We start from the raw sequence: 12,203 nt of genomic DNA, 5'->3' as shown, positions 1-12,203 counted from the left end.
CGCTCAGACGCTGAAACTGCTGCCGCAGCCGCAGGTGGTCCTGGCGTTGGGGTTGCGGATCACGAACTGCGCGCCGCTGAGCCCCTCGCTGTAGTCCACCTCGGCGCCCATCAGGTACTGCAGGCTGAGCGGATCGACCAGCAGGGTCACGCCGTCGGTGGTCACGGCCATGTCGTCCTCGGCCTGGTTCTCGTCGAACTCGAAGCCGTACTGGAAGCCGGAGCAGCCGCCGCCCTGGATGTAGACGCGCAGCTTGAGGTCGGCGTTGCCTTCCTCGGCGATCAGCTCGCGGACCTTGGCCGCCGCGGCGGAGGTGAAGCGCAACGGCTGTTCCAGTTGCTGGTAGGTGGGTGCGGAAGGCAGCGGAATCATGGCGACAGGGTGGGGCCGGCGCGGCCCGGGTTCAAGTGGCCGCGGCCATCTCCGGCACCCGGCCTTCAGGGGCCGGCAACGCCTGGGCCTGGGCCTGGACGTGGACCAGGCGACCGGTGAGCTGGGCGCCGGCGCTCATCTCCACCACGCTGTAGTGGACGTTGCCGGCCACCCGCGCCTGCGCGGCCAGTTCCACCCGCTCGGCGGCGTGCACGTCGCCGGTCAGCTCGCCGTTGATGACCACCACCGGGGCATGCACCTCGCCCTCGATGGCGCCGTGCTCGGCCAGGATCAGGGTGGCGGGCTTGCCCGGCGTGGCCGTGACCTTGCCCTGGATCCGGCCCTCGACATACAGGCCGCCGGTGAACTCGATGTCGCCGTGGATCACCACGCCCGGCCCGATCAGGGTGTCGACGGCGAAGCCGTCACGCTGCTGGGTGGACTTGCTCTTGAACATCACCTGCCTCCCCCGCCGGTGGCGGGTTTCCAGTCGAAGACCTGCTCGGCGCCTGCGCCGGTGCCCTGGAGAGAGACTCGCACACGTTGCGGGGTGAAATCCTTGGGCAGCATCACGCTGCCGCCCAGTTCCTGGAAATAGCGGAAGGAATATTCCTGCCCGGGGACGTTCTGGCGCTGGTGCAGCTCGTCCCAGCCGACGCTGGCCAGCTTGCCGGCGCGCACGCCCTCCACCGAGAAGCGCATCTGCCCGCGGCTGATCGCACCGCGGTTCAGGTTCTGGGTCAGTACCACCCGGTAGCGCCAGGTGCCGGCCTCCTCGGGGATGAACTCGATGGAGTGCACGTTCAGCCCCTTGCGCTGGCCGGTGGCGCCGACCAGGCGCTCGTAGAAGGCCAGGTCGGCGCGCAGGGCGGCGATCTCCTCGTCGCGCTCGGCCAGCGAGGACTGCAGCTCGGTGTTGGCGGCGCGGCTGATCTGGTCCGAGCGGGTCAGGGTGGCCACCTGCTGGCTGAGCGCATCCAGCTGGCGCTGCTGCTGGGCGGCGGTGCGCTCGGCCTCGCGCAACTGGGCGCGGGCCTGGGCCAGCTCCGGTGCGGCCAGGCGCGTGGCCAGCACCCAGGCCACCACCAGGCTCGCCAGCCAGGCCGCGGCAAGGGCGGCCAACCAGCCGCGGCCGAGGCGCGGCTGCCCGGAGACGATGCGGAAACGCGGCGGCGGCGGAACGGTCATCGGGTCGGGACCTGTGCCTATACTGCGATGGACCGGGGCCGGCTAGTGTAACCGCCCCGCGCGTGCCCGCCCGGGACGCCCCGCGCCCGCCCACCGTCGGAGGACCGCCCATGTCCGAGGCCCATGTGTTCGTGATCGGCCTGCTGCTGGCCTGGATGGCGGGGATCCGCGCCTACCTGACCGTGTTCGGGGTGGGCCTGGCCGGGCTGCTGGGCTGGGTGGACCTGCCACCGGCGCTGCAGGCCACGCAGTCCTGGTGGGTGCTGGGCACCGCCGGCGCGCTGGCCGTGGCCGAGTTCCTGGCCGACAAGATCCCCGGCGTGGATTCGGTCTGGGACCTGCTGCAGACCATCGCCCGGGTTCCGGCCGGCGCCTTCCTGGCCGCGGCCACGCTGTCCCCGGACGGCGAGCTGGGCGCCGGCGCGCTGGCGGCCGGCGCCGGCGTGGCGCTGGCCGCGCACACCCTCAAGTCCGGCACCCGCGCCCTGCTCAACACCTCGCCCGAACCGGCCAGCAACTGGTTGGCCTCGGCCACCGAGGACGCGGTGATCGTCGGCGGCCTGGCCCTGGCCATCGCCCATCCCTGGATCGCGCTGGCGCTGGTGCTGGGCACCAGCGTGCTGGGCGCGCTGCTGGTGTGGTGGATCTGGCGCGTGCTGGCGCGCGGCGTGCGGCGCCTGCTGCCCGCGCGCGGAGGCTGACCGCCGCGCCGCGCAAGACTTGTCGCGATGGGCGATGTTGGTCACATAATGCGGCTCCACCTGGGGGTAAGACCGATGGCCGTACAAGATTCCGCGCCGGCACCGGACGAACCGGGCGCGCGCACGCGCACGCGTGCCGAGACGCCGCCGCCGCACTACTGGCGGCGCTGGGTGCCGGATGCCCCCGCCGCCGGCGGGCAGGCCGAGGCCGCCGTGGACGAGCCCCCGGCCGAGCCCGCCACCGGCGTAGCCTTGGCCGGGGCCGCGGAACCGCCCCCCGCCGCCCCCGCGTCGGCGCCGGCCGTCGCCGACGGCGGTGGCGCCCAGGAGGAGCCGCCCTTCCGCGTGCTGATCGTCGAGGACGACCGCGCCCAGGCCCTGTTCGCGCAGAGCGTGCTGCACGGCGCCGGCATGCAGGCGGAGGTGCAGCTGGAGCCGGAGGGCGTGATCGCCGCCATCGGCCGCTTCGACCCGGACCTGATCCTGATGGACCTGCACATGCCGGGCCTGGACGGCATGCGCCTGACCACCCTGATCCGCCAGCAGCCGGGCTGCCAGCTGCTGCCGATCGTGTTCCTCACCGGCGACCCGGATCCGGAGCGCCAGTTCGAGGTGCTGGAGAGCGGCGCCGACGACTTCCTGACCAAGCCGATCCGCCCGCGCCACCTGATCGCGGCGGTGTCCAGCCGCATCCAGCGCCTGCGCGCGCAGCGCCGCCAGGACAAGCCCGGCCCGCTGCGCAACCACCCGGAAACCGGCCTGGCCACCCGCGCCTGGCTGCTGCAGCAGGTGGACGAGGCCCTGCACGGCGGCGCCCGCGGCGGGCTGTTCTTCATCGAGATCGGCAGCGCGCTGAGCCTGCGCGAGCGCTACGGCTACGCCGCCTTCGAGCGGCTGATGGCCGAGGCCGGCCGCCGCCTGGCGCGGATCGTCGCCCCGGCCCCGCTGGCGCGGCTGAACGACAACAGCTTCCTGGCCCTGCACCGCGATGCCGACGAGGCGGCGCTGGAACGGGCCGCCGTCGCCATCCGCGAGCGCCTGGCCGCCGAGTCCTTCCCGGTGCGCGGCGACGAGACGCTGCACCTGCGTGGCGCCATCGGCTACGCCGCCCTGTCGCACGGCTTCGCCGAGGCCGGCGCCGCGCTGGAGGCCACCGAACGCGCCGCCCTGCAGGCGCGCCTGCGCCCGCAGGGCGTGGCCGCGCACGTGCCGCCCAGCGAGCAGGAGGCGCAGGAACACCTGACCATGCTCGAGGGCCAGCTGGAGCTGGCCTACCAGCCGATCGTGGCGGTGGCCGGCAACGACCTGGCGCAGTACCAGGTGCTGCTGCGCCTGCGCCGTCCCGACGGCACCCTGCTGCCGGCCGGCCAGGTGGTGCCGGTGGCCGAGGCCAGCGGCCGCATCGCCGACTTCGACCAGCAGGTGATGGAGCACGCCCTGCACCTGATCGCACGGCGCAAGGCCGAGGGCAGCCCGCTGCGCCTGTTCGTCTCGCAGTCGCCGCGCACCCTGGCGCGCGAGGCCTTCGCCGAGTGGATGGCCAAGACCGTGGCCGACCTGGGCATCGAGGGCACCTCGGTGGTGATCGACGTGCGCCTGTCCGACGCACTGATCCACAGCGTGACCCTGGCCGAGTTCTGCCGGCGCATGCTGCCGCTGGGCGTGCAGTTCTGCCTGAGCCAGTTCGAGCCCGGCCAGGAGGCCGAGGCGCTGCTGGCGCAGCTGCCGCTGGGCTACGTGCGCATGGCCGGACGCTTCGCCGCCGCCCACGCCGATCCGCAGCTGCGCGACCAGCTGCGCACCGCCATCGACCTGGCCCACCGCCTCGGCCTGCAGGTGATCGGCCAGCAGATCGAGGACCCGCAGGCCGCCGCGACCATGTGGATGGCCGGCATCGACTTCGTCCAGGGCAACCTCGTGCACTCGGTCGGCAGCGAGCTGGACTTCGACTTCCAGAGCGCGGTGCTGTAGCCCATGAGCGCCCCGAGCCCGCGCAGCACATGGCCCACCGTCGCCGCGGTCGCCGCCGTGGCCGCGCTGGGGGCGCTGGGCCTGGCCGCTTCCGGCACCGCCGGCCCGTGGCTGCCGGCCGCGGCCGTGCTGGGCCTGCTGGCCGCCGCCGCCGCGCTGGCGGCACTGGCCGCCAGCCGCGCGCAGTTCCGCGAGCTGGAGGCGGCGCTGGCGCGCGCGGCCACCGCCGAGCACGAGCGCAACGTGCTGCAGCGCGACGTGCACCGCCACGACCAGCTGGAGCAGCAGCTGGTGCAGGCCAAGCAGGCGGCCGAGGCCGCGGCCCTGGCCAAGGGCGAGTTCCTGGCCACGATGAGCCACGAGATCCGCACCCCGCTCAACGGCATCATCCCGATGCTGGACCTGCTGGCGCGCGGCAACCTGGCGCCGGAGCAGCGCGAGATGCTGCGCACCGCACACGAGTCCTCGCAGCAGCTGCTGCGCATCGTCGACGACATCCTCGACTACTCCAAGCTGGAGGCCAACCGCCTGGAGCTGGAGATCACCAGCTTCAACCTGCGCGAGCTGCTGGAGGGCGTGCTGCAGCTGATGAAGCGCCCGGCCGAGGGCAAGGGCCTGCGCATGGACCTGCAGATCGAGCCGGGCGTGCGCCTGCCGGTGCGCGGCGACCCGGTGCGCCTGCGCCAGGTGCTGGGCAACCTGGTCGGCAACGCGGTCAAGTTCACCGAGCGCGGCGGCGTGCAGGTGTCGGTGCGGCGCCTGGGCGAGACGCCCACCCAGCACCTGCTGCGCTTCGAGGTGCGCGACACCGGCATCGGCATCGCCCGCGACCAGCAGGCGCGCCTGTTCCATGCCTTCACCCAGGCCGACGCCTCCACCACCCGCCTGTACGGCGGCACCGGCCTGGGCCTGGCCATCTGCAAGCGCATCGTCGACCTGATGGGCGGGCGCATCGGCGTGCAGTCCGAGCCGGGCCACGGTTCCACCTTCTGGTTCGAGATCCCGCTGCTGAAGGTGGTCGGCGACATGCAGGCCGCGCCGCTGCTGGCGGACCCGGCGCGGCGCGTGCTGGTGGTCACGCCCGACCTGCGTCTGCGCCAGCGCATGGCCCTGCTGCTGCCCAACTGGGGCATCACCGTCAGCATCGTGGAGACGCCGCAGGAGGCGCTGGAGCGCCTGCGCCATCCGGCCACCACCGGCGGCCTGGGCCCGGCCTACGGCGTGGTGCTGGCCGACCACGAGGGCCTGCGCCAGGCCGCGCCGGTGCTGCACCGCGCGCTGCTGCGCACCCCGGCCTACGCCGGCGTGCGCCTGGTGTGGCTGTACGGCGACGAGCCGGTGCCGGAGGCGCTGCAGGAGCGGGCCACGCTGCTGCCGCGCCAGGTGCCGGACGCCACCCTGCGTGCCACCCTGCAGGCCGCGCCGGCCACGGCTGCCGCGGGGCAGCCACCCGCGCCCGCCCCCGGGCCGGTGCAGGCCGCGCCGGCGGAAGCCCCGGCGCCCGCCGCGGCCGAGGCGCCTGCCACCGCGGCGGCAGGTGTCGGCCCGCCGCCGCGCCTGCTGCTGGTCGAGGACAATCCGGTCAACCTGCGCGTGGCGCAGAAGCTGCTGTCGGTGCTGGGCTACGACTGCGACACCGCGTCCAACGGCGAGGTCGCCCTCGAGCACATGGCCAGCGGCGACTACGACCTGGTGCTGATGGACTGCCAGATGCCGGTGCTGGACGGCTATTCGGCCACCCGCCGCTGGCGCGAGCACGAGGCCGGCGACCCCCGCGGCCGGCGCCTGCCGATCATCGCCATGACCGCCAACGCCATGGCCGGGGACCGCCAGCGCTGCCTGGACGCCGGCATGGACGACTACCTGTCCAAGCCGGTCACCCGCGAGCAGCTGGAGGCCTGCCTGCGCCGCTGGCTGCGCGCCGCGCCGCGGCCGAAGGCGGTGGCACCGCGGGCGCCGGCCGACGCCGCCGTGGCCGAAGCCGAGGCCCCCGGAACCGCCGGGACGGCCACCGCCCCCGTCGCACCGGTGGCGTCCGTCGAACCGCTTCCGGCCCCCGCGCCCGCGGCAACGGCCGCCCCGGCGCCGGTGGAGGCACCGGCCACGGCCCAGCCGCCACCGCCGGTGGTGCTGGACACCGCCGTGCTCGACGAGCTGCGCGAGATCGCCGGCGACGAGGCCACCGCCATCGTGCGCCTGTTCCTGGAGGAGGCACCGCGGCTGATCCGGCGCATGGAGGAGGCCTCCGCCGCCCCCGACCTGGCCGAGATGCGCGAGGCCGCGCACGCGCTCAAGTCGTCCTCGGCCAACGTCGGTGCGCTGGCCCTGTCGGCCGCGGCCAAGCGCATCGAGCTGGGCGCGCGCGCCAACGCGCTGGACCGCCCGGCGGTGGCGGTGGCGCTGCTGATCGCCGAGTTCGCGCGCGCGCGGGTGGCGCTGCAGGGCTGGCTGTCGGCCAGCCCCGCCGGCGGTCAGTCGTCCAGCTTGGTCAGCAGGTAGTTCTGCTCGCCGATCCGGTTGATCAGGTCCAGCTGGGTCTCCAGCCAGTCCACATGCTCCTCCTCGTTGTCGAGGATGCGGCGGAACAGGTCGCGGCTGACGTAGTCGCCCACCGACTCGCAGTAGGCGATGGCCTCGCGCAGCAGCGGGATGCCGTCCAGCTCCAGCGACAGGTCGCACTCGATCACTTCGCGCGGGCCCTCGCCGATGCGCAGCTTGCCCAGCGCCTGGAAGTTCGGCAGCCCCTCGAGGAACAGGATGCGCTCGGCCAGCCAGTCGGCATGGTGCATCTCGTCGATGGACTCCTTGTACTCGTGCTCGGCCAGCTCCTTCAGCCCCCAGTTCTTCAGCATCTTGGCGTGCAGGAAGTACTGGTTGATCGCCGTCAGCTCGTTGTACAGGGCCTTGTTGAGGTACTCGATGACCTTGGCGTCGCCTTTCATCTGCAGCGCTCCTTTGCGGGGGGAACGCGCGCACTCTAGCGCGCCGCGCGTGGCGGCGGAGGAACGCGAATCGAGTGCATCCCCGGTGCGGGGGTCAGGCGGCCTCGGCCAGGACCGGCAGCGGCAGCGCGCGGGCGCGGTGCTGCTCGAGGATCGCGGCGGCCATGTCCAGGCACGAGCCGCAGCAGGCGCCGGCACCGGTCCGCATGGTCAGTTCGGTGATGCTGGAGCAGCCGTTCTCGGCGGCCTCGCGGATGTGACGGTCGGTCACTCCGTTACAGATGCAAACGTACACGGGCGGAAGGGCCGGATCACCATGAAGGTGCCGTCAATTCCACTACGAATGAGAATGGCTGTCAATTGAGAACAGCCCTCGTTTCCATCCGGTTCAGGCGGAGGAGCGCCGCCCCCGCAGCCCCCGGCGCTTGCGCGGCCGCTCGTGCCCGGCGGCGCTGCCCGGCAGCCAGGCCTCCAGTGCGGTCGGCGGCATCTGCCGGATGGCCACCCCGCGGCCGCGGGCCAGCGGCGCCAGGTGGCGCAGCGCCCGGGCGTAGACGGCACGCTTGAAGGTCACCACGTGGTCCACCGGGTGCCAGAAGTCCACCCAGCGCCAGTGGTCGAACTCGGGGGTGTCGGTGATGTCGAAGCGCACCGCCGACTCGTCCGCCAGCAGCCGCAGCAGGAACCAGACCTGCTTCTGGCCGATGCACACCGGCCCCGGACCGCCGCGGCGGATGGCCCGGCTCGGCAGGCGGTAGCGCAGCCAGCCGGGGGTGGAGCCGAGCACCTCCACGTGCTCGGGCAGCAGCCCGGTCTCCTCGCGCAGCTCGCGGTACATGGCCTCCACCGGGGTCTCGTCGCTGCGCATGCCGCCCTGCGGGAACTGCCAGCCGTCCCGGCGCACGCGGCGCGCCCAGAACACCTGGCCGTCCTCCCGCATCAGCACGATGCCCACGTTCGGCCTGTATCCGTCCGGATCGATCACGATGCGGACTCCAGAATTCGTCAGGCCCGACTGTGCCATGCCCCCGCCGACCCGACAAGCGTGCATTGACAGCGCGGCCGGGAAGGTGAAAAATGCGCGGCTCCGCGCATGGCTATGTAGCTCAGCCGGTTAGAGCACAGCACTCATAATGCTGGGGTCGGTGGTTCGAGTCCACCCATAGCCACCAGATTTCCATTGTGGATCAACGCGTTGCCAAGGAACTCGCCACCCGGCGGGTTTTTTTTGTCGCCGCCGCCCGGGGCGCGCCCGGTCCGCGCCACCGCCGCCGGCCGCGGCGGCCATAATCCGCGTACCGGGCGTGCTCTCCACGCCCCGCGAGGATCGCCGATGACGGATGCTGTCTCCCTGGACCAGGTACGGATCGCCGTGGTGGGCCTGGGCTACGTGGGCCTGCCGCTGGCCGTGGAGTTCGGCCGGCACTATCCGACCATCGGTTTCGACATCAAGCAGCGCCGCGTCGAGGAACTGCGCGCAGGGCGCGACAGCACCCTGGAGGTGGAGCCGGAACGGCTGGCCGCCGCCACGGGTCTGTCCTTCACCTGGCGGCTGGAGGACATCGCCGGCTGCAACGTGTACGTGGTCACCGTGCCCACCCCGATCGACGCGGCCTGCCGCCCGGACCTGGGCAATCTCACCCGCGCCTGCGAGTCGGTGGGCAGGGTGCTGGGCCGCGGTGACACGGTGGTCTTCGAGTCCACCGTGTACCCAGGCTGCACCGAGGAGGTGTGCGTGCCGATCCTGGAGCGGGTCTCGGGCCTGGTCCTGGGCCGCGACTTCCAGGTGGGCTACAGCCCCGAGCGCCTGAATCCGGGCGACCGGACCCGGCGCATCACCGACATCCCCAAGGTCACCTCCGGCTCCTCGCCCGAGGCGGCCAGCTTCATCGACGCGCTCTACCGCAGCATCATCCCAGCCGGCACCCACCGGGTCAGCAGCATCCGCGTGGCCGAGGCGGCCAAGGTGATCGAGAACACCCAGCGCGACGTCAACATCGCCCTGGTCAACGACCTGGCCATCCTGTTCAACCGCCTGGGCATCGACACCGAAGAGGTGCTGGTGGCCGCCGGCACGAAGTGGAACTTCCTGCCGTTCCGCCCGGGACTGGTGGGAGGCCACTGCATCGGCGTGGACCCGTACTACCTGACCTACAAGGCCCAGCAGGTCGGTCACCACCCGGACATGATCCTGGCCGGGCGACGCACCAACGACGGCATGGGCACCTATGTGGCCCACGAGGTGATCCGGCTGATGGTGCGCAAGGGCATCAACCCGGTGCAGGCCAGGGTCCTGGTGCTGGGCCTGGCCTTCAAGGAGAACTGCCCGGACCTGCGCAACACCCGGGTGATGGACCTGATCCGCACCCTGCGCGACTACAACGCCCAGGTCCACGTCCACGACCCCTGGGTGGACCCGCAGGCGGCGCTGGAGGAGTACGGCCTGGAACTGGACGCCGCCCCCGCGCCCGGCGGCTTCGACGCGGTGGTGGTGGCCGTCGGCCACGAGCAGTTCCGCCGCCTGGGCGCGGCCGGCATCCGCGCCTTCTGCCGGCCGCAGGGGGTGGTCTACGACGTCAAGTACGTGCTGCCGAAGGAGGCGGCGGACGGCCGGCTCTGAGGCCGTCCGCCCTCACAAGGCTGAAGGCCCGCCCAACCGCGCAAAGCCATTGACCTGCATCAAGGACACGCCGCCGGCACCTGCCTAGGCTGGACCCCCATGGCCAGCCTGTCCGCCCTGTTCGACCCCGAGCTGCTCCGGCGCTACGACGTGCCGGGACCGCGCTACACCTCCTACCCGACCGCGCCGCAGTTCACCCCCGGCTTCGGCGAAGCGGACCTGCGCGCGGTGGCGGCCGCCAGCAACGGCGACCCGATCCCGCGGCCGATCTCCCTGTACCTGCACGTGCCGTTCTGCACCAGTCCGTGCTTCTATTGCGGCTGCAACCGGATCATCACCCGCGACAAGGCGCGCGGCACCGCGTACCTGACCCGGCTGTACCGCGAGATCGGCATGGCCTCCGAACTGTTCGACCGCGACCGCGACGTGGAGCAGGTGCATTTCGGCGGCGGCACCCCCAACTTCCTGGACCCGCTGCAGATCGCCGAGGTGATGGACGTGCTGCGCCGGCACTTCCACTTCGCCCCGGGCGCGCGCATGGACTGCTCGATCGAGCTGGACCCGCGCTTCATCACCCCGGCCGAGGTCGGCGAGCTGGCCGCGGCCGGCTTCAACCGCGCCAGCCTGGGCGTGCAGGACTTCGATCCGGCGGTGCAGGAGGCGGTCAACCGCGTGCAGGGCGTGGCCCAGACCCTGGGCATCATCGACGCCTGCCGCGCGCACGGCTTCCGTTCGGTCAACGTGGACCTGATTTACGGCCTGCCGAAGCAGACCCTGGAGGGCTTCTCGCGCACCCTGGACATCACCCTGCAGGCGCGCCCGGACCGCCTGGCGATCTACGGCTACGCGCACCTGCCGAGCATCTTCCGCCCGCAGCAGCGGATCCGCGCCGAGGACCTGCCGAGCCCGGAGCAGAAGCTGGACCTGCTGCGCCTGGCGATCGAGAAACTGGGCCAGGCCGGCTACGAATACATCGGCATGGACCACTTCGCCCTGCCGACCGACGAGCTGGCCCGCGCCCAGCGCGAAGGCGGCCTGCACCGCAACTTCATGGGCTACACCACCCATGCCGAGAGCGACCTGGTGGGCCTGGGCGTGAGCGCGATCAGCCACATCGGCGCCAGCTTCAGCCAGAACCCGCGCGACATCGCCGGCTGGGAGCAGGCGATCGACGAGGGCCGCCTGCCGGTGTGGCGCGGCATCCGCATGGACGAGGACGACGTGGTCCGCGCCGACGTGATCCAGCAGCTGATGTGCCACGGGCGGCTGGATTTCGACGCCATCGGCCGCCGCCACGTGATCGATTTCCGCGAGTACTTCGCCGACGCCCTGGCGCGGCTGCGGCCGCTGCAGGCCGACGGCCTGGTGGAGGTCGACGGGTCCGGGCTGAGGGCGACGATGCGCGGACGCCTGCTGCTGCGTATCATCGCCATGTGCTTCGACCGCTACCTCACCGCCGCCGGGGGCTCCGCCCCCCTGTACTCGCGCACCGTCTGAACCGCGGGAGGGCGCGCGCATGAGCGGTCCCGGCGTGGTCTTCCCGCGCAGCGGCCCGGCCGTGATGGCCGACGACGGCGACGCGCTGACCTTCTGCTCCACCTGCGCCTTCTCCCAGGCCTGCATGTCCGAGGGCATGGACAAGGCCGCGCTGATGGACCTGCACGTGCTGGTGGAGCACGTCGGCCCGCTGCACCCGGGCGAGCACGTGTTCCGCGAGGGCGATCCGTTCGGCGCCATCGCCGCGGTCCGCGCCGGCACGGTGAAGACCTACCAGGTCGACCGCAACGGCCACGAGCAGGTGCTGGGCTTCCACCTGCCCGGCGAGGTGATCGGCCTCAACGCCATCCACGACGACCGCTATCCCTGCAACGCGGTGGCGCTGGACACGGTGATGCTGTGCCGGTTCTCGTTCCCGAAGATCGCGCTGCTGGCCCAGCGCCTGCCCAACCTGCAGCAACACCTGTTCCGGCTGATGAGCCGCGACATCGGCGTGGCCTCGCTGTTCGCCCGCGACAACACTGCCGACGAGCGCGTGGCCGCGTTCCTGATCGGGCTGTCGCGGCGGCTGGCCGCGCGCGGCTTCTCGCCGCGCCGCTTCCAGCTGACCATGTCGCGCACCGACATCGCCAACTACCTGCGCCTGGCTCCGGAGACGGTCAGCCGCGTGCTGCGCCGCTTCGAGCAGGACGGGCTGGTGCACATCAAGCGGCGCGACGTGGAAGTGCTGGACATGCAGCGCCTGGAGGCGCTGGCGCTGGCGGTCCTGCGCGACTGAAGTCCCGCTAGGGCCTGTTAACACTACGTGCTAACATACTGCGCATGGAACTTACGCCTGCGCAATTCGCGCGTATCGAGGATTGCCTGCCGCGGCAGCGGGGCAATGTGTCGCTGGACAACCTTCAAGTGCTC

General features: G+C 72.3%; 12 protein-coding genes and 1 tRNA gene. 7 read left to right on the top strand and 6 right to left on the bottom strand.

The annotated features are described in order from the left end of the window. Positions 1 to 3: 3 nt before the first annotated feature. The 3 genes from erpA to CR938_RS08700 are packed head-to-tail and all read right to left on the bottom strand — an operon-like array spanning position 4 to position 1,560. Entirely contained in the window at positions 4 to 372 is a 369-nt protein-coding gene (gene erpA, locus CR938_RS08710; protein WP_162124641.1) for an iron-sulfur cluster insertion protein ErpA, read from the bottom strand. A 31-nt stretch (positions 373 to 403) separates the two neighbouring features. After that, positions 404 to 829 carry a bactofilin family protein gene (locus CR938_RS08705; RefSeq protein ID WP_162124640.1) on the bottom strand — a complete coding sequence of 142 codons (426 nt, stop codon included), beginning with the start codon at positions 827 to 829 and terminating at the stop codon, positions 404 to 406. Continuing rightward, positions 829 to 1,560, bottom strand: a complete 732-nt coding sequence (locus CR938_RS08700; RefSeq protein WP_162124639.1) for a DUF6776 family protein — start codon at positions 1,558 to 1,560, stop codon at positions 829 to 831. Before CR938_RS08700 ends, CR938_RS08705 begins: the two co-directional genes overlap by 1 nt. A 110-nt stretch (positions 1,561 to 1,670) precedes the next feature. Between CR938_RS08700 and CR938_RS08695 the strand changes: the two genes are divergently transcribed. The 3 genes from CR938_RS08695 to CR938_RS08685 all read left to right on the top strand — a co-directional run bounded on the left by CR938_RS08695 (position 1,671) and on the right by CR938_RS08685 (position 6,731). Further along, positions 1,671 to 2,261 (top strand): DUF4126 domain-containing protein, encoded by a 591-nt coding sequence (locus tag CR938_RS08695; RefSeq protein WP_162124638.1) that lies wholly within the window; start codon positions 1,671 to 1,673, stop codon positions 2,259 to 2,261. Positions 2,262 to 2,336: 75 nt separating this feature from the next. Then, positions 2,337 to 4,232 carry an EAL domain-containing protein gene (locus CR938_RS08690; RefSeq protein ID WP_162124637.1) on the top strand — a complete coding sequence of 632 codons (1,896 nt, stop codon included), beginning with the start codon at positions 2,337 to 2,339 and terminating at the stop codon, positions 4,230 to 4,232. A 3-nt stretch (positions 4,233 to 4,235) separates the two neighbouring features. Beyond that, on the top strand, positions 4,236 to 6,731 hold the full coding sequence (locus CR938_RS08685; protein ID WP_162124636.1) for a hybrid sensor histidine kinase/response regulator: 2,496 nt from the start codon (positions 4,236 to 4,238) through the stop codon (positions 6,729 to 6,731). Here CR938_RS08685 and bfr read toward each other — a convergent pair. The 3 genes from bfr to CR938_RS08670 form a co-directional block, all read right to left on the bottom strand. Beyond that, on the bottom strand, positions 6,704 to 7,174 hold the full coding sequence (gene bfr / locus CR938_RS08680) for a bacterioferritin (RefSeq protein ID WP_162124635.1): 471 nt from the start codon (positions 7,172 to 7,174) through the stop codon (positions 6,704 to 6,706). The genes CR938_RS08685 and bfr overlap by 28 nt on opposite strands. 94 nt (positions 7,175 to 7,268) lie before the next feature. Beyond that, entirely contained in the window at positions 7,269 to 7,469 is a 201-nt protein-coding gene (locus tag CR938_RS08675) for a (2Fe-2S)-binding protein (RefSeq protein WP_162124634.1), read from the bottom strand. A gap of 93 nt (positions 7,470 to 7,562) precedes the next feature. After that, positions 7,563 to 8,159, bottom strand: a complete 597-nt coding sequence (locus CR938_RS08670) for an RNA pyrophosphohydrolase (RefSeq protein WP_162124633.1) — start codon at positions 8,157 to 8,159, stop codon at positions 7,563 to 7,565. Positions 8,160 to 8,269: 110 nt separating this feature from the next. Between CR938_RS08670 and CR938_RS08665 the strand changes: the two genes are divergently transcribed. From CR938_RS08665 to CR938_RS08650, 4 genes are all read left to right on the top strand, one after another. Then, positions 8,270 to 8,346 (top strand) — tRNA-Met (locus tag CR938_RS08665). A 161-nt stretch (positions 8,347 to 8,507) separates the two neighbouring features. Next, a complete protein-coding gene (locus CR938_RS08660; protein WP_162124632.1) occupies positions 8,508 to 9,794 on the top strand; it encodes a nucleotide sugar dehydrogenase in 1,287 nt (428 codons plus the stop codon). A gap of 99 nt (positions 9,795 to 9,893) precedes the next feature. After that, positions 9,894 to 11,291, top strand: a complete 1,398-nt coding sequence (hemN, locus tag CR938_RS08655) for an oxygen-independent coproporphyrinogen III oxidase (protein WP_162124631.1) — start codon at positions 9,894 to 9,896, stop codon at positions 11,289 to 11,291. Positions 11,292 to 11,310: 19 nt separating this feature from the next. After that, positions 11,311 to 12,069 carry a helix-turn-helix domain-containing protein gene (locus CR938_RS08650; protein ID WP_162124630.1) on the top strand — a complete coding sequence of 253 codons (759 nt, stop codon included), beginning with the start codon at positions 11,311 to 11,313 and terminating at the stop codon, positions 12,067 to 12,069. The last annotated feature ends 134 nt before the right edge of the window (positions 12,070 to 12,203 follow it).

The organism is Pseudoxanthomonas taiwanensis (assembly GCF_010093135.1).
In the GTDB taxonomy this organism is placed as follows: domain Bacteria; phylum Pseudomonadota; class Gammaproteobacteria; order Xanthomonadales; family Xanthomonadaceae; genus Pseudoxanthomonas; species Pseudoxanthomonas taiwanensis.
The sequence above is the reverse complement of the archived record's forward strand: the minus strand, read 5'-3'. Positions and strand labels throughout refer to the sequence as shown.

Bases quoted from the DNA above. Each gene is read 5' to 3' on its own strand.
- erpA (WP_162124641.1), bottom strand. From the start codon at position 372: ATGATTCCGCTGCCTTCCGCACCCACCTACCAGCAACTGGAACAGCCG.
- CR938_RS08705 (WP_162124640.1), bottom strand. From the start codon at position 829: ATGTTCAAGAGCAAGTCCACCCAGCAGCGTGACGGCTTCGCCGTCGAC.
- CR938_RS08700 (WP_162124639.1), bottom strand. From the start codon at position 1,560: ATGACCGTTCCGCCGCCGCCGCGTTTCCGCATCGTCTCCGGGCAGCCG.
- CR938_RS08695 (WP_162124638.1), top strand. From the start codon at position 1,671: ATGTCCGAGGCCCATGTGTTCGTGATCGGCCTGCTGCTGGCCTGGATG.
- CR938_RS08690 (WP_162124637.1), top strand. From the start codon at position 2,337: ATGGCCGTACAAGATTCCGCGCCGGCACCGGACGAACCGGGCGCGCGC.
- CR938_RS08685 (WP_162124636.1), top strand. From the start codon at position 4,236: ATGAGCGCCCCGAGCCCGCGCAGCACATGGCCCACCGTCGCCGCGGTC.
- bfr (WP_162124635.1), bottom strand. From the start codon at position 7,174: ATGAAAGGCGACGCCAAGGTCATCGAGTACCTCAACAAGGCCCTGTAC.
- CR938_RS08660 (WP_162124632.1), top strand. From the start codon at position 8,508: ATGACGGATGCTGTCTCCCTGGACCAGGTACGGATCGCCGTGGTGGGC.
- hemN (WP_162124631.1), top strand. From the start codon at position 9,894: ATGGCCAGCCTGTCCGCCCTGTTCGACCCCGAGCTGCTCCGGCGCTAC.
- CR938_RS08650 (WP_162124630.1), top strand. From the start codon at position 11,311: ATGAGCGGTCCCGGCGTGGTCTTCCCGCGCAGCGGCCCGGCCGTGATG.